The following is a 17,038-nucleotide window of genomic DNA, read 5'->3' on the forward strand; positions in this document are numbered from 1 at the left end:
ACTAATAATCAGTAAATTATAGGTGAATTAAGGAGAGACTATTTATGCTGCAATTTTGGTTTTGAGATTTTAAATACTTTAAGAAGATATGATTGAATTGAGAGAAATATTCCTCCATAAAAAAGTAATAAGTAGTATTTTTAAAACGTTCTCCTTATGCTCATCCAAATTCATTTTGTTATTATAATAATTCTTTATTGAAAATTGATTCTAATGATTGATATAAAACGATTATAGATGACTAAGAACCATTTTTTTACCATTTTTACGACAAAGAAAAAGTTTAATGAAACAGGTTTAATGAAACTTCTTGTTATCCTTTTATTAATCATTGTTCCCAATGATTTTCCCAACTATTTTTCAGTATTATGCCTTATATGATAAAATTTATTAATCAATATTTAACACAACAAAAAACATTATTATGCTTTATGCTTGTTATTTAAGTATAAAAGGAAACCATCTATTTTTATTTTACTTTTTAATTTGTTGGACTTATGAATTAAAAAAATCAAAAAATATTTTACAGAAATTTTATTTTAATTTTGTCTAACGTTTCAAGGTTAAATACTTGGAGTCTGTTTTTTACTGCCCAGTTTTATGTCCGTCAATTGTTTTGTGGTTTGTTGTTATAATATTAATTGTTTAATTGAATTCTAACGTTTTCTTTAAGTTTAACATTTTGATGTATAAAGTTGAAATTATTTAATAATTGGGTTACCTCATTATAGATGTTCCCTTCTTTTTTAGTATCTCTAATTGTTATAACCAAGCAAAATTCTTGACTTGGTGTTATTCTTTGTAATTCTGATTTACTTTCTATTGCTTGTCTAAATAATCCATCAATCTTTAAATACCAATTTTTTGGTATTTTTAAAAATTTTTCTTTATTAGTTGCAGTAAATTCATCAAGATTTACTGACCATTTTTTTACAGGTTGAAATTTATCGCCGTAAGCAACCAAAACCCTTTCCTTGTTATATGGGTTTTCCGTATCTTTCATTGCGATTTTACTGTACAAACTATGAGTAAGTAAATTTTTGTTTCCATCGGGGCCTATTGGGTTTATTACAGTTGCTTTTGATGTATCTCTATCTTTTTTTTCATCATAGGTTCCAAACATTACATCTATGTTTGATTGGCAATATTCAGACCCTTGATTAGAATCTAAAATTGGTGAGGTCACTAATGTGAGAGTTATTTCACCATAAAAATATCCCTCATCATCAATCATTGATTGTGGAAAAGGAAAGTCTAAAATCTCTATGAAATTTCCTTTTTCAATAGTATCTTGAAGAATCAATGTGATTTCATTTGGTTGATTAAACAAGATATCTTGAATAGTTGAAGGAACTCCGAAGCCTACATGTTTTAATTTCTCATCAATACTTATCTTCATTTCTTCTGGATAATTGCAAGAATGTAGTGTTAATGCTTTAAGTAGTAATGGATTAAATCCTTCGTTCAGCGCATTGTCAACTCCTGCAACAATTGAGGTAATTCTTGGTGTTGAAAAACTTGTTCCAACAACAGATTTTGTTTTTCCATCAGAAGAAAAAGTTTTAATTCCATTTAAAATTAGACGGTTTTTGTCATCAAATCCTGCATTACCACCAATATGGGCAATGTCGGGTTTAATAAGATGTGATGGACCAGGTCCAATTCTTGAAAATGGCGATGAATGATTTTTTTCAGACAAGTCTGATTCTATTTTATTCTTTGAAATTGATCCTACAACAAGACTTCTTATTGAATCAGCAGATTGTGAGATTCTTCTTCTAGGTGCATTTATTTTAAAATTATCACAGTTTCCCGCGGATTTGCAGATAAGAACATTATTTTCATCTTGTATTTCATCTAATGCCTTCCCAAAATCTGAAAACTCGATCAAATCTGCTTCTTTATTGGTTCCAAGAGATAAATTCCAAATTTTTATTTGATTATTTTCGCTTATTGCCTCTCTGATATTTTCTATAAGTTCATCTTCAGGTATTTTAAGCATTTTTTCATCTGGATAAACTATGGCTTCAAAAAGTTTTGCTCCACCAAAACCAGTATATTTTTCGTTTTCAAGTTCATCGCCATAAACTATTACTCCAGAAACGGCTGTGCCGTGCCTTTTATCAATATCATCTGTATGGAATTTAGAAAAATTTTCTTGCAATAGCCATGGTTTTAAATGAGGAATATTAGCAATACCGGTATCTAAAACTCCAATTACAGGATAATTTTTTCCCTCAATAGGAATTTTTACATTCACTATTTCGGCTTCTTGTAATTCATCTAATGTAACTTCATAAAATGGCATCTCGCTTATCGTTTGTATTCCGTCAAATTCCTTCAGTTCATTAAACTCGTCTAGTGTTATGTTTTGAACTTTAAATATATTTAAGTCTGCAGAATACACAGTACGACTAAAATCAATATGTTTTTCTTTACAAAATTTTTCAAAAGAACGAATCAATATTGTGTTAAGTTCTGAATCTCCAAAATTGAAAAGTTTAACTTTTAAAACATCGCTCTCAATGTCTTCTGTACTAACATCAATTTCAGGCTCAAATTCTTCCATTTCCTCTATTGCTCCAATACCTAGTTTTACACCTTTACCTACTAAATGTTTTTTGGCGGAAGAGATTTTCGTGCTTATTTTATGAAGATCTTCATCGTTTTCAATTTTAACCAAAACTTCATCATTATTATTTAATCCAAAAAGATTTATTTTTTGAGTGTTGAAAATATTTGCAATTTCTTTTCTATAAGTTTTTGCTAATGCATCATTATTTAAAGTAAGTTTAACAACGCTCGGAATATAATTCCCATTTTGTTGCTTATTTCTTAAACTTTTAGATACGTCCTTAAGAGTTTCTACGAAACTTTCTACTTTTTCAGGTATTAGCGCTTCATTGAACCATTTTGGTGGTTCTGAATTTCCGCCGCCTTCAGTATTTCTTTCATCATTAGCTCTCTTTTGAAAAAATTTTATTGGTAAATTCCTTTCCATGATTATTTTGTTTTTAAATTATTTCTTACTTGTCTTATAGAGATGTTTAGTATTTGAGTTATCTTTTCTTGTGAAACACCATTTTCATTTAGAAAAGTAATAATATCTTCAATTGTATATTCTTTGTTTTTTGATTCAAAAATTTCAAGTAATATATCTTCATAAGACAAATACTCTTTGTTTTTTATAATTTTTTGTGCTAAAACATTATTGAATAAGGTTTTGATATATGATGGAGTCTTTCCTTCTAAATTTTGAATTAATTTGTTCGTTTTCTTTTCATCATTTAAGAAATCGTTATTGGAATCTTTACTAAAAGTCTCAATTAATTTGTAAACTTCGTTTTGATTTGGTAAACCAACTTCTATTAATGTATTAAATCTTCTCCAAATTGCCTTATCTAATAATTCGGGGTGGTTTGTTGCGCCAATAAGGAGATTTGATTTTGAAAATGTATCAATATTTTGTAATAAACTATTAATAACTCTTTTTAATTCTCCTAATTCATATTGGTCATCTCTTGCTTTAGCAATAGCATCAAATTCGTCCAAGAAAAGAATACAAGGTTTTTCATCTGCATATTCAAAAATTTTTCGGATATTTTTTGATGTATTCCCTAATAATGATGAAACAATTGCATCAAATCTTGCAGTAATTAAAGGTAGTCCTGTTTTGTTAGAGATGTATTTCGCAATAGTAGTTTTTCCACTTCCGGGAACTCCATATAATAATAAAGAATTGGAAATTTCAAGTCCATTTTTTAACAATTCTCCTTGATGTTGATATAGGTTAATATAATCTTCAACTTTGTTGTAAATATTTGGTGATAAAATAATATCATCATTATTTTCAGAAGGCATTTGTATATCCACTATATTCATTCTACTTTCCTGATCTACTGGTGTTGATATTAATGAATCCATTGTAACCATTGAACTTGGTTTGTTTTCAAGAGTCTTAATAATCATTTTAGCCAACTTAGGCTGTCCTTCTTTTTCAAATTTTTCAGCAAGAATACGAGAGTAATTATTAATTTTCTTAAGGTCTTTATTCAAGCCTCCTTCAATTATTCTTAAAATTTCGGTGTACATTTTTATAGTTTTAACGTTACAAATGTATAAAAAATGTAATATAAAAATCAAAAAATGTTATTTATTTATAATAAAATGTAATATTTTTATTTTTAATTGATATATTTGTCTCAAAATTTGTTAGTTATGTCAGGAAGATTAATTTTAATTGAACAGAAACTTATAGGTATTGATAGTTCAACATTTCAAACACTATGTGATTTGTATTTAAATTTGAGAGAGGAAGGTATTTCCAGTTTTAATAGAATTGGAAGCCAATTTGGAAAACAAAAAACGATAAAAGGAACTCCAGATACTTTTTTTAGAACAGATTCAGGAAAATTGCGGTATGTAGAATTTACAACTAAATCTGATGATGTAGTAAAAAAACTTAAAGAGGACATTGATAAATGTCTAGATTCAAAATTAACTAAAATTTCAAAAAAAGACATTAGTAAAATTGTGTTGTTTTTTAATGCTAGACTAACAACAGATCAAGAGAAAGATATTTTTCAATATGCAAAAGACAAACAGGTATTTATTGAATTAATTGGATTGGACAAACTTGCGTTAGATATTTATTCAGAATACCCAATATTATCAAAAGACATTCTCGGAATTCCACTTGAAACAGGGCAAATATTACCAATATCAAATTTTATTGAAGAATATAACCATAAAGGTGGCAACTTATCCACTCCTTTGGATAATATTTTTTTAAATAGAAAGGTAGAATTGCAAAATGCGAAACAAATTCTACAGGAAAAAGATTTATTCATAATTTCCGGTTCTGCAGGTGTTGGAAAAACTAAATTGGCTATAGAAATAATTAAAGAGTTCATTTTAGAAAATAAAGACTACACTCCTTTTGTTATTTCAAAAAAAGATGTTGATATATGGGAGGATTTGAGAGTGCAATTACAACATGATAAAAATTACATACTTCTCATCGACGATGCGAATAGACAAATATCAAATCTTGATCAAATTCTTGGCATATTTAAAGAAAATAGAAAAGGTAAATTAAAGTTAATAATTTCTGTAAGAAACTATGCTTATGATGATTTATTTAGACATTGTATTGAATTTGATACAGGCTCAATTTTTCTAGAAAAATTTACTGATGATGAAATAAAAGAACTAATAAGTAGCGATTCTTTCAAGATAAAACATCCACATTATCACAATAAAATTATATCCTTATCGGATGGTAATGCACGATTGGCAATTATGGCTTCTAAGTTAGCGTTGGAAAAACAATTTGAATTTTTATCAGGTGGTATTTATAATTTATATGACGTATATTTTCAAACATTCATTAAAGATTTTGATCTCTTTAAAAACACAATTTTGCTAAAAAGCATAGGGATTATTTCTTTTTTCTTTACAATAGAAAGAGACAATAAAGAATTTGTTGAAAAATTATTAATGGACTTTGAATTAAATTACTCAGATTTTCAAGAAGCAATTGAAGAACTTCATAACAGAGAATTAGTTGAGGTGAAAGATTCTTTTGTAAGAATTTCAGAACAAGTAATGTCAACTTATTTCTTTTACAAAGTTTTTATAAAGGATAAGATTTTGTCATTTAATAAATTATTGTTTGAATATTTTGATAGATATGATAATAGGTTTAAAGAAACTGTAATTCATTCAAATAATACATTTGGGTATTTTGAGGTGTTGGATAAAATTAAACCAGACATTGATAGGTATTTTGATATTAACTTGAGTAATGAAGAAAGAATATCAAAATTTATTAAATTGTTTTGGTTCTACAAGAGGGAAGAAACATTATCCTACATTTACAATAAAATAAAAGCCGAAGAGGAAGATCCAAATCCTATATATGTTTCAACTTATGAAAATAATCATTTCAGTTTTGAGGAGGATAAAATATTGCCATTTCTAACCCCATTTTTTAGAAGCTACACCCAAGATAGTTTTGTTCCAGCACTAGAATTGGCTTTTGAACATGGTAGAAAAATTCCAATTGCATTTACTGAATTGATTCGCAGGCTAAAAGAAAATTTAAGTTTTGATGACGATGATGAGTATAGCAATAATTTTGAAAAGCAAAACAAATTCATTGACCTACTAATTAGCAAAACCAAAGAAGGTTTACCGCATTATACCGAGGCTTTTTTAGGTCTTGCTTCAAATTTTCTACCGCATTATAATAGAGTTTTTAAATCTGGAAGGAAAGGACATTCTTTTATTCATTATAATTATCCTATACCCCTAAACAACAAAGTTAAAAGTATCAGAAGAAAAATTTGGAAAAAATTTTTTAAACTCTATTTATATTATCCAGATAGAATACTTAATGTTATCACGGACTATAAACCTCATTATGGAGACTTAAATTTAAAAATCTTAAATTTTGATTTGGAGTTTATTTTACCATTCATTGAGAATAAACTAAATAGAAGTGACTTCAGAAATATTTACTTCGTTAACGAATTTGTTAATTGGTTAGATAAAGAACAATTGGAAGATAAAGGCTATAGAAATTTAAAAAATCTTTTTCAAAGTCAAGAATTTGATGATTTTAGAATATTTGATTGGAATTATTATCGTGGTAAAGCAGATTATGACTATGAAAATATTTCAGATTTTGAAAGTTTAAAATCAAAAGATATTAGCAAACATTTTGATTTTTCTAAAAGTAGAGATTTCTCAAAATTGACAAACGTCATTAATAATAGTCTACAAGTATTAAAGCAGGATTATCAAATTCAGGCACCTATAAATGTTACTTTAGAATCAAATTTTAAGAAAGATAAAGAAGTCGGGTTTAAATTATTTATTCATTTTTTAAATGATTTCTCAAAAAGATTCCATTTTATTCCATATCGTGCTATGTCATTAATTATAAATGATAAAGACTATTACAATAAATTATGGGATTACTTAAAAAATTGGAACAGTGAAAATGCCTTGCTATACAAGATTCCATTTTTTGATATACTTCCAAATCAATTTATAGATGAAAAAATTACTACAGAACTATTTGAATTAATAAAAAATATTGACTCCAATTCTTTTATTAGTTTTGATATGTTTTCAAAATTTGAAAAGATAAAGCCAAATATTAGTTTAGAAGTTTTAGAAATTATTCTGAAAAAAAAGAAAAATGGAATTCCAATTTTTATAGATCATGACTTTTACAAAGAGTTTACAAATAAGTTAAATGAGAAAATTGATTTGATAGAAGAATTGTATTTGTATGAGTTTATAAACAACAAAAATCATTTTGATTATAAAAGAGAAGGTCTTGTAGAAATTTTAAAAAATGATAAAGATTTTATATTCAAATATATTGAATTCTTTTATGATAAAAATGGACATATAAGCATAGGCTACGAAGATGAATTAGGTTTTATCTGGTCACTTTATAATGATTTTGAAATTGAAAATATTTTTAATTCTTTAATTGGGAATAGATTTTTCTTTGGCATGGGGGAAGAAGGAATAGATATGTTTTTTAAAAATATTCGAGAAGAAGAAAGAGAAAGGGCAATAAAATTTTTAGAATTTTATATAGTCAAATATTGCAAAGATTCTGATAAGGTAAACTCTGTAATAAGTTCGGTTAGACATTTTTTTTCTAATGAATTTGAAAAGTTTCTATTGCTCTATTTGGAACATAACTCTGATGAGGAAGATTTTTCTAAAATTTGGTGGCGTGGAAATGGTGGCACATATTCTGGTGATGTAAATATTGGGGAAATCCATAAAGGAGATTGGCAAAGAATTTACAAGATGCTTGAAAATGGTAAAAATCAACTTGAATTAATTCCAATAAAAAGCAGAGTTAGAAAAGAAATTGATTGGGCAATAAAAGACGCTGAAAGAGAAAGGTTAAGAAAGTTTTTAAACCCAAATTGGTAAAATTATTTTTTTTATAAAAGAATTTATTGAAAATTCTCGCAAGATAAAACAGATTTTATGATAAAATATATTTTATCAATATTTTCACACAACAAAAAAACATTTTATATCTTTGCTATAGTGCAAAGTAAAAGGGAAACTTCTATTTTTCAAAACTTTTTAATTTGTTGCACTTATGTTGTACTAATGAAATGAAAAAAGCCTAAAAACTATTTGTTTAAGGCTATACATGAAATTTACTTTAACTTTGTCAAAGTTTTAAAATCTTTGACAAAGTTTATCATATCTTTTTTCAATCATCATATATCAATCATCATTTATGAATTTACCAAACGATATCATGTATAATGCTTCTTTCAATAAAGATGCAAGTTTCGAAGGCGTTTTTTGGATGGGCGTAAAAACTACAGGAATTTTCTGTAGACCAACTTGCACTGCCCGAAAACCAAAACCCGAAAATGTAGAATTTTTCAGCAATACCAAAGATGCGATTCTAAAAGGATATCGTCCTTGTAAGGTTTGTAAACCATTAGAAAAACTGAACGAAACCCCGAAATATATTCAGGAAATCATCACGGAATTAGCAGAAAATCCTTCTTTGAAGTTCAAAGATTACGACTTGGTAAAACGCGGAATAGAACCTGCAACCATGAGACGTTGGTTTCTGAAAAATCACGGAATCACGTTTCAGGCATATCAAAGAATGTTCAGAATTAATTCTGCATTTAAGAAAATTCAACAAGGCGAAACCGTAACAGAAACAGCTTTGGAAAGTGGCTACGAAAGTTTAAGCGGTTTTACCGAAAGTTTTAAAAATATTTTCGGAGTGTCTCCTAAAAATTCTAAAAATCAGAAAGTAATTGATTTAAAACGCATCGAAACACCTCTTGGAACCATGTATGCTGCTGCAACGGATGAGGGAATTTGTATGCTAGAATTTACAGACAGAAAAATGCTGGAAACCGAATTAAAACACCTCTCTAAATCCTTAAATGCCAATATTATTCAAGGAGAGAATCCTCATTTTAATAGTTTAGAAGAACAACTTACCGAATATTTTGAAGGAAAAAGAAAAGAATTTTCCGTTCCGCTTCATTTTGTGGGTTCAGATTTTCAGAAATCAGTTTGGGAAGTGTTGATGAAAATTCCGTATGGTGAAACATGGAGCTATGCGAAACAATCTGAAATTTTGGGAGATGTGAAAAAAGTAAGAGCAGTGGCAAATGCCAATGGAATGAATAAAATTTCCATTTTGGTTCCTTGTCACAGAGTGATTGGCAGTGATGGAAATCTTACAGGTTATGGCGGTGGAATTTGGCGAAAACAAAAATTATTAGAATTAGAAGGCGCTATTTTATTCTAATTATTTATATTTTTTCAATCAAAACTTTGGTTTTAAATAGATAGTATCAATTCTTTTAATTTCTGTAACATTGGTTACAAAGCGGTTTTTCAGAAAAATTCAATTTTGTACTCAAATAAGATAAACAGAGTCTTTTTTAACCCAATAAATTGAAAATTTCCATGAAAAGCATTTGTCCGAATACCTTTCAAACGATGATAAACGATACCATTCAGTTGGTAGACGTTAGAGAACGCTATGAATTTGAATTGTATAAAATGAATCTTCCTATCGTAGAAAATATTCCTTTCAGCGAGATAGAAGAATTATGGTCAAATTTTGATGCAGATAAAAAAATCGTTTTGGTTTGTAATAACGGTGTGAGAAGTAAAAGTGTTGCCAAATATTTGGAAGACAGAGACTTTAACCAGATTTACTATTTAGAAGGTGGTTTGGTAAAATGGCAACAAAATGATTTACCACTTCTTGGAAATCCACCAGAAATCATTTCACATTCCCTTTCTAAAACTGGAGAGTGTTCTAACTAATTTTTTATGAAATTTCCAGTTTTAAATGTCTGCGATTTAGTGAATAATGAAAAAAAAATTCAAAACTACATTATTCATGATTTGAAGGAATTGCTTCATGAAGATATTTACCTTCCGAAAAAACCGCACCGTCATACTTTTTATCAAATTCTTTATATAGAGAAGGGTTCGGGTATTCATAAAATTGATTTTGAAGATTACGAAATCCAAGATAATTCTGTTTTTTTTCTTAGACCTGGTCAAGTTCACGATTTAGTTTTTAATCATAAAAATACTAAAGGTTTTCTTATAAATTTTAATGAAAATTTATTCAATCAATTTCTTTTACAAGCAAATTTCATTGATCAATTACCTCTATTTAGTAAAAGTGGTAAGAACTGTTATCATCAGATTCAAAACAATCAAAAGGACATAAAATATGCTTTCGCAAAAATTTTAGATTTTAATGATGGAAGTTATAAATATTCATCAGAACTTATAAAATTGTGCATTTTAGAAATTTTACTATTAATTTCTGAAGATGTAAAATCAGTGAACCAAACTAATTTTAATTATACTCAAAATAATTTAGTAAGAAAATTTGAAGGATCACTTGAAAAGTATTTCAAAGAAGAACATTATCCCAAATTTTACGCAGATCAATTAGCTGTTACTCCAAATTATCTAAATTCCGTTTGTAAATTTATTACGGGTAAAACAGCTGGTGAAATGATTAGAAACAGAATCATCTTAGAGGCTAAGAGATTATTGGTTAATACTCAATCTACCATTTCGCAGATTGCTTTTGAACTTAACTTTGAAGACAATTCCTATTTTACTAAATTCTTTAAATCCAATGCTGGAGTTTCTCCAATAGATTTTAGAAAAAATCTAAATAAATAATTATTACCATTTTCCCCGTTTTGTAAGCCAAGAAGTTAGAGCATTCCTAGCTTAACTTTGTATTGTGAAAAATAAAGTTTTTTTTATCATAAATTTTTGATTTTTCAACAATGCAAACTTTCTATAACTTTTTATTGTATCCTTTTATCGAGTTGCTAAAACTCTATAAACATGGTTTTAGCATTATGTCAAAGGAAAGTAAATCTCTTTGGATTATTGCTGTTGTTAAACTATTTATCATGTTCGGGATTCTTAAGATGTTTTTCTTTAAGGATTTTCTTAAAACTAATTTTGAGAGTAATGAACAAAGAATAGAATATTTGCAAAATACTTTGACAAAAATTAAAAAATAGAAATATTACAACGATGAATCATATAGATTGGGAACTCGTCAATTGGAGCAGAGCGCAATTTGCACTTACAGCAATGTACCATTGGCTTTTTGTTCCGCTAACTTTAGGAATTACCTTTATCATTGCCATCATGGAAACCATTTATGTGAAAACAGGCGATGAAAAGTGGAAAGAAATCACCAAATTTTGGATGAAGCTTTTCGGAATTAATTTCGCAATTGGTGTTGCCACAGGAATTATTATGGAATTTGAATTCGGAACCAATTGGAGTAATTACTCTTGGTTTGTAGGTGATATTTTCGGCGCACCGTTAGCGATTGAAGGAATTATGGCGTTCTTTATGGAAAGTACTTTTATCGCCGTAATGTTTTTTGGTTGGGACAAAGTAAGCAAGAAATTTCACCTACTTTCGAGTTGGTTGGTTGCCATAGGTTCTAATCTTTCTGCATTGTGGATTTTGGTGGCAAATGGTTGGATGCAACATCCTGTAGGAATGGAATTTAATCCTGATACCATGCGAAACGAAATGGTAGATTTTTGGGCGATTCTCATGAATCCAGTGGCTGTAAATAAATTTCTACACACCGTAATTTCCTCTTATATCGTAGCTTCTTTGTTTGTTGCTGGAGTAAGCGCTTGGTTTATTTTAAAGAAAAAAGATGTGGTTCTTGGTAAAAGAAGTATTTTAGTTGCAACAGTTTTTGGCTTATTAGCCACCATCGGAACCATGTGGAGTGGCGATGAATCTGCAAGACAAGTCGCCGTAACTCAACCAATGAAATTGGCAGCAATGGAGGGTTTATATCAAGGCGATAGAAATGCTCCGTTAATTGCAATGGGAATTTTTGGAGATCCTGAAAAAGATGAACACCACAGAGAAAAATTCATTTTTGAGGTTAAAATTCCAATGGCATTGTCTTATTTAGCATTTCTTCAAGGTGATGCTTTTGTTCCAGGAATTAATGATTTGGTTCACGGAAATAAAAAAGAAGGAATCGTTTCGTATCAAGAAAGAATTAACAGTGGTAAAATCGCTATTGATGCACTCGGAAATTATATTCAATTCAAAAAATCTGGAGATGTAACCAATGCTGAAAAAGAATTGGCAATTTTCAGAACTCACGAAAAAGATTTCGGGTACGGATATTATTTCGGGAAAGATCCTCACATGCTCATTCCGAACGTGAAAATGAGCTTCTATTCTTTTCACATTATGGTGATTTTGGGAACTTGGTTTTTGGTGTTGTTTGCGTTACTTTTTTATAAAATGATCAAAGGAAATTTAGAAAAAAGCAGAACACTTTTGAGACTTACGCTTTGGAGCATACCTTTCGGTTATGTTGCTTCACAAGCTGGTTGGATTGTGGCTGAAGTAGGAAGACAACCATGGACAATACAAAATCTTTTACCAAATATTGCAGCGGTTTCACAGATTGATGCGTATAGTGTTCAAATTACTTTTTTCCTTTTCTTAATCATATTTACTACACTTTTAATTGCAGAAATTAAAATTATGCTTTCTGCAATCAAAAATCGTACAGCTCATTAATTTTAGGAAATAGAATTTTAACTTTTAAATTTTACAAAATGTTTTCATTTTTAGATTATAGCGGTTTACAGCATTATTGGTGGATAATTGTTTCGCTTCTTGGTGCTTTGTTGGTTTTTATGCTATTTGTTCAGGGCGGACAAACGCTCATCTTTTCTCTTGCCAAAACCGAAAAAGAAAAGACCATGCTTCTGAATGCAACAGGTAGAAAATGGGAGATTACATTCACTACTTTGGTTACTTTTGGTGGTGCCTTTTTTGCGTCTTTTCCATTGTTTTATTCTACCAGTTTTGGTGGTGCTTATTGGGTTTGGATGGCGATTCTTTTTGCATTCATTATTCAAGCGGTTTCTTATGAATTTAGAAGCAAGGCCAATAATTTTTTAGGTACTAAAACTTTCGATGTTTTCCTATTCATCAATGGAGTTTTAGGCAGTATTTTATTGGGAGTGGCGGTTTCTACATTTTTTACAGGTTCCGAATTTTCTGTAGAGAAAAGCAATATCATTAATCAAAATTTACAGAAAATGCCGATTATTTCTGCTTGGGAAACTCCGTTTCACGGGTTAGAGGCAGTTTGGACGGTTGAAAAACTCGCATTTCTTCAAAATATAAGTTTAGGATTGGCAGTTTTTTTCTTGGCGAGAATTTTAGCGAATTTATATTTTCAAAAAATCATTGATAGTGAAAATATACAAAAAAATTCTATTAAAAGCTTGAAAATAAATAGTATTTTGTTCTTGGTTTTCTTTCTTTTTTGGCTGATAAGACTATTGTTGATTGATGGATTTGCAGTAAATCCAGCTAATCAAGAAGTTTCTATGGAAGCTCACAAATATTTGAACAATTTCCTCGAAATGCCTTTTGTTTTAGTCGTTTTCTTGATTGGAGTTGTATTGGTTTTGGTGGGAATTTTCATCAATGTATTCCGAAAAAGCAAAAACGGAATTTGGTTTTCAGGAATTGGGACAGTTCTTACCGTTTGGATGTTACTTCTCAATGCAGGTTTCAATAATACGGCGTATTATCCATCAACTTATAATTTGCAAAATTCGCTCACAATTTACAACTCTTCTTCCAGTGAATTTACGTTGAGAACGATGAGTTATGTTTCGTTGTTAGTACCTTTTGTTTTGGCTTATATCGCTCTTGTTTGGAAGAAATTAGATGCCAAAAATATTTCCGAAAAAGATTTAGAAGAAACAGAAGCACACGTTTATTAGTCGTTTTTAAGATTTACGATTTTATAACTTTAAACTCATTAAAATGTACACCAAAGAAATTATACAATTCATCAGTTTGCCCGTCATGATTTACGTTTCATACAGAATCACTTTCTGGCTTTTTAAAAAATTAGAAAAAGAAAATAAATTAAACTAAAAATGAAAATTGCAATCCCAACTAATGACAGAAAAACCATTGCTGCACATACCGGAAAATGTAGAGAATTTGCATTTTTTGAAATAGAAAATGGAAAATTAATTTCAGAAAAATTCGAAGAAAATCTTCATACTCATCATCACGAAGACGGTTGCCGTAATCATCATCATCATCATCATTCTCATGATAGTAATCAAAATAAACATCATCATCATGCCGAAATCCTTACTCAACTTTCGGGAGTAGATAAATTCTATTATTACGGAATGGGAATGGGTTTACGCAATGAATTGACGAAGAATCATATCAATTTCGAAAAAGCAAAGTATTTTGAAATTAGAGAAATTATTGAAAATTTAAATTTTTAAAAATTATTAATAAAAAATGCTTTTTGTAACATGGGTTACAGTTTAAAAGTAATAATTATTGCTATTTTGCTAACAAACTTATAAATTATGTCGAAAATTGTAATTCTTGGTGCTGGTATTGCTGGTCATACCGCAGCTACGCATCTTCGTAGAAAATTGGGTAATGAGCACGAAATTTTGGTGGTTTCTCCCAATTCTAATTATCAATGGGTGCCATCTAATATTTGGGTAGGTGTCGGCAGAATGTCTCCTAATGATGTGAAATTTCCATTAGCTCCACTATATAAAAAACATCATATAGGCTATAAACAAGCAAAAGTAATTTCTTTTCATCCAGAAGGGGATGTAAAAAATGCTAAACCTTATGTAATTGCAGAATATGTTTTTGGAGGCAATAAGGGAAAACAAGAAATAATTGATTACGATTTTTTGATTAATGCAACAGGACCGAAACTAGCGTTTGACCTAACCGAAGGTTTGAACCCCGGAACAAATAAGTGTTATTCGGTTTGTAGCTATGATCATGCAGAGCATGCTTCTGCTGCCTTCACTAATTTAAAATTAAAACTCAAAAAATCTACAGAAAAAGTTAAAATACTCATTGGTACTGGTCATGCAAAAGCTACTTGTCAAGGTGCAGCATTTGAATACATACTGAATGTAGACTCAGAGTTAAGACGTTGTGGCTTAAGAGAAAAAGCAGAAATTACTTGGATTTCTAATGAATATCATCTCGGAGATTTTGGGATGGACGGTATGTTGCTCACTTATGGCGATATGATTATGAAATCGAGCGATATGGTAGAAATGGTTTTTGAAGATAGAGAAATTAAGTGGATTTTGGGAGCTGGTGTAAACAAAATTGAAAATGGGATTGCTCATTACGAAAACTTAGATGGAGAATATAAAACAGAAACATTTGATTTTGCAATGTTAATTCCTGCTTTTTCAGGACACGGCTTTAAAGCATACGACAAGTATGGAGCAGATATTACCGAAAAATTATTTCGTGGATTTATGGTAGTAGACGCAGATTATACAGCAAAACCTTATGAGGAATGGACAGTGCAAGACTGGCCAGAAACCTATCAAAATCCTAGCTATCCTAATATTTTTGCTCCAGGAATTGCTTTTGCACCACCGCATTCTATTTCTAAACCGAGAAAATCACCTAATGGAACCGAAATTTTTCCAGCGCCACCAAGAACAGGAATGCCATCTGGAATTACTGCTAAATTGGTTGCAGAAAATATCATAGAAAGTATTAAAAAAGGTGAAATTATTACACCGCATCGTGGTTCTTTAGGAAATATGGGAGCTGCTTGTGTAGCATCTTCAGGATTTGGATTCACCAAGGGTTCTGCGGTTACTATCACTACTTTTCCTATTGTCCCAGACTATATAAAATATAAAAATTCTGGCGGTAGAGATTTGAAAAAAACTTTTGGCGAAATTGGTCTAGGAGGTCATTGGGTTAAGTATTCTTTACATTTTGCATTTCTTTGGAAAGCTAAGATGAAACCATTTTGGTTTATGATCCCCGAATAAATTTTTAATCTTAATTTAAAATAAAAGTTATGGCACAAAGAATATCTGCAAAAATGAAATCTAAAATGCAAAATCCGTTCTATCAGTTTTTTAGATTTCTTATTCTTAATATCAAAATTTTGCGAGTAGTAACTCTTGGTCATGGAGGAACAAGAGGAGAGGATAAACATTAATAAAAATATACAGAAAAGAGCAAATTAGAGTAATTGATTCCGTCTATCGTAAGTGTAACTCAAGTAACACTTCTTCTATTAAAATGGGTTTAAATTTGCTCTATAATTAAAAAATAAATAAAATGGAACAGCAAGTACAAGAAACATTCAACATGCCAAGAATTGGAGAAAAAGCTCCGCAGTTCAAAGCAGTTACAACTCAAGGTGAAATTAATTTCCCTTCTGATTATCAAGGAAAATGGAGTATTCTATTTAGTCACCCTGCTGATTTTACACCGGTGTGTACTTCAGAATTTATGACTTTTGCACATCTTCAGGAGAAATTTAGAAAAGCTAATTGTGAATTGGTTGGCTTATCTGTAGATGGTCTTTACAGTCATATAGCTTGGTTAAGAACCATTAAAGAAAAAATAGAGTTTAATGGAATGAAAGACATTGAAGTTACTTTTCCTTTGATTGAAGACATTACAATGGAAGTAGCTAAGAAATATGGTATGATTCAACCAGGGGAAAGCAATACCAAAGCAGTAAGAGCTGTATTTTTTGTTGACACAAAAGGCATTATTAGAGCAATTATCTATTATCCATTAAGTATCGGTAGAAATTTTGATGAATTGTATCGTGCCCTTATTGCGATGCAGACTACAGATGAATTTGGAGTAGCCACTCCTGCAGATTGGAGACCTGGAGATGACGTGATTGTTCCTACTGCCGGATCTTGTGGTGTTGCAAAAGAAAGGATGGAAGATAAAGAAAATTTAGATTGCAAAGATTGGTTCTTCTGCACAAAAAAATTAGACGAAAAAGAAATCTATAGTAAGCTCATTAAAGACTAACTATTGAACTATATAGTATACTGAACAAGTAGTTGTTATATTAATTGAAAACGATAGATTTTAATAGTCTATCGTTTTGTTTTTTTTCTTTCTA

Annotated in this window: 13 protein-coding genes; 11 read left to right on the top strand and 2 right to left on the bottom strand. The window is 29.7% G+C overall.

From position 1 onward, the window contains the following. Nucleotides 1–637 precede the first annotated feature (637 nt). Complete coding sequence (locus tag KKQ79_RS03080) at nt 638–3,001, bottom strand: S8 family peptidase (protein ID WP_250131181.1); 2,364 nt, start codon at nt 2,999–3,001, stop codon at nt 638–640. 2 nt (nt 3,002–3,003) lie between these two features. Further along, nucleotides 3,004–4,092, bottom strand: coding sequence for an AAA family ATPase (locus KKQ79_RS03085; protein ID WP_213188933.1), 1,089 nt, complete (start codon nt 4,090–4,092; stop codon nt 3,004–3,006). Nucleotides 4,093–4,218: 126 nt separating this feature from the next. On the opposite strand from KKQ79_RS03085, the gene KKQ79_RS03090 reads away from it, so the two are divergent. The 11 genes from KKQ79_RS03090 to KKQ79_RS03140 all read left to right on the top strand — a co-directional run bounded on the left by KKQ79_RS03090 (nt 4,219) and on the right by KKQ79_RS03140 (nt 16,944). Next, entirely contained in the window at nt 4,219–7,965 is a 3,747-nt protein-coding gene (locus tag KKQ79_RS03090; RefSeq protein ID WP_213188934.1) for an nSTAND3 domain-containing NTPase, read from the top strand. 319 nt (nt 7,966–8,284) lie between these two features. After that, the gene (locus KKQ79_RS13930; protein WP_213188935.1) at nt 8,285–9,328 is read left to right on the top strand and encodes a bifunctional transcriptional activator/DNA repair enzyme AdaA; all 1,044 of its coding nucleotides are present in this window, start codon (nt 8,285–8,287) and stop codon (nt 9,326–9,328) included. Nucleotides 9,329–9,489: 161 nt separating this feature from the next. After that, the gene (locus tag KKQ79_RS03100; RefSeq protein ID WP_213188936.1) at nt 9,490–9,855 is read left to right on the top strand and encodes a rhodanese-like domain-containing protein; all 366 of its coding nucleotides are present in this window, start codon (nt 9,490–9,492) and stop codon (nt 9,853–9,855) included. A gap of 6 nt (nt 9,856–9,861) precedes the next feature. Beyond that, nucleotides 9,862–10,737 carry an AraC family transcriptional regulator gene (locus KKQ79_RS03105; protein WP_213188937.1) on the top strand — a complete coding sequence of 292 codons (876 nt, stop codon included), beginning with the start codon at nt 9,862–9,864 and terminating at the stop codon, nt 10,735–10,737. A 110-nt stretch (nt 10,738–10,847) separates the two neighbouring features. Next, on the top strand, nt 10,848–11,090 hold the full coding sequence (locus KKQ79_RS13955) for a DUF4492 domain-containing protein (protein ID WP_213188938.1): 243 nt from the start codon (nt 10,848–10,850) through the stop codon (nt 11,088–11,090). Nucleotides 11,091–11,103: 13 nt separating this feature from the next. Next, nucleotides 11,104–12,639 carry a cytochrome ubiquinol oxidase subunit I gene (locus KKQ79_RS03115; protein ID WP_213188939.1) on the top strand — a complete coding sequence of 512 codons (1,536 nt, stop codon included), beginning with the start codon at nt 11,104–11,106 and terminating at the stop codon, nt 12,637–12,639. A 38-nt stretch (nt 12,640–12,677) separates the two neighbouring features. Beyond that, nucleotides 12,678–13,862, top strand: coding sequence for a cytochrome d ubiquinol oxidase subunit II (cydB, locus tag KKQ79_RS03120; protein ID WP_213188940.1), 1,185 nt, complete (start codon nt 12,678–12,680; stop codon nt 13,860–13,862). Nucleotides 13,863–14,021: 159 nt separating this feature from the next. Then, entirely contained in the window at nt 14,022–14,387 is a 366-nt protein-coding gene (locus KKQ79_RS03125) for a NifB/NifX family molybdenum-iron cluster-binding protein (protein ID WP_213188941.1), read from the top strand. Nucleotides 14,388–14,474: 87 nt separating this feature from the next. After that, complete coding sequence (locus KKQ79_RS03130; RefSeq protein WP_213188942.1) at nt 14,475–15,935, top strand: NAD(P)/FAD-dependent oxidoreductase; 1,461 nt, start codon at nt 14,475–14,477, stop codon at nt 15,933–15,935. 29 nt (nt 15,936–15,964) lie between these two features. Continuing rightward, the gene (locus KKQ79_RS03135) at nt 15,965–16,108 is read left to right on the top strand and encodes a hypothetical protein (RefSeq protein ID WP_213188943.1); all 144 of its coding nucleotides are present in this window, start codon (nt 15,965–15,967) and stop codon (nt 16,106–16,108) included. A gap of 122 nt (nt 16,109–16,230) precedes the next feature. Beyond that, nucleotides 16,231–16,944, top strand: coding sequence for a peroxiredoxin (locus tag KKQ79_RS03140; RefSeq protein WP_213188944.1), 714 nt, complete (start codon nt 16,231–16,233; stop codon nt 16,942–16,944). The last annotated feature ends 94 nt before the right edge of the window (nt 16,945–17,038 follow it).

This window comes from Cloacibacterium caeni (genome assembly GCF_907163125.1).
GTDB lineage: Bacteria > Bacteroidota > Bacteroidia > Flavobacteriales > Weeksellaceae > Cloacibacterium > Cloacibacterium caeni_B.

Excerpts from the sequence above, each read along its gene's own strand:
- cydB (WP_213188940.1), top strand. The coding sequence starts at position 12,678 with ATGTTTTCATTTTTAGATTATAGCGGTTTACAGCATTATTGGTGGATA.
- KKQ79_RS03125 (WP_213188941.1), top strand. The coding sequence starts at position 14,022 with ATGAAAATTGCAATCCCAACTAATGACAGAAAAACCATTGCTGCACAT.
- KKQ79_RS03080 (WP_250131181.1), bottom strand. The coding sequence starts at position 3,001 with ATGGAAAGGAATTTACCAATAAAATTTTTTCAAAAGAGAGCTAATGAT.
- KKQ79_RS03140 (WP_213188944.1), top strand. The coding sequence starts at position 16,231 with ATGGAACAGCAAGTACAAGAAACATTCAACATGCCAAGAATTGGAGAA.
- KKQ79_RS03130 (WP_213188942.1), top strand. The coding sequence starts at position 14,475 with ATGTCGAAAATTGTAATTCTTGGTGCTGGTATTGCTGGTCATACCGCA.
- KKQ79_RS13955 (WP_213188938.1), top strand. The coding sequence starts at position 10,848 with ATGCAAACTTTCTATAACTTTTTATTGTATCCTTTTATCGAGTTGCTA.
- KKQ79_RS03100 (WP_213188936.1), top strand. The coding sequence starts at position 9,490 with ATGAAAAGCATTTGTCCGAATACCTTTCAAACGATGATAAACGATACC.
- KKQ79_RS13930 (WP_213188935.1), top strand. The coding sequence starts at position 8,285 with ATGAATTTACCAAACGATATCATGTATAATGCTTCTTTCAATAAAGAT.
- KKQ79_RS03090 (WP_213188934.1), top strand. The coding sequence starts at position 4,219 with ATGTCAGGAAGATTAATTTTAATTGAACAGAAACTTATAGGTATTGAT.
- KKQ79_RS03105 (WP_213188937.1), top strand. The coding sequence starts at position 9,862 with ATGAAATTTCCAGTTTTAAATGTCTGCGATTTAGTGAATAATGAAAAA.
- KKQ79_RS03085 (WP_213188933.1), bottom strand. The coding sequence starts at position 4,092 with ATGTACACCGAAATTTTAAGAATAATTGAAGGAGGCTTGAATAAAGAC.
- KKQ79_RS03115 (WP_213188939.1), top strand. The coding sequence starts at position 11,104 with ATGAATCATATAGATTGGGAACTCGTCAATTGGAGCAGAGCGCAATTT.
- KKQ79_RS03135 (WP_213188943.1), top strand. The coding sequence starts at position 15,965 with ATGGCACAAAGAATATCTGCAAAAATGAAATCTAAAATGCAAAATCCG.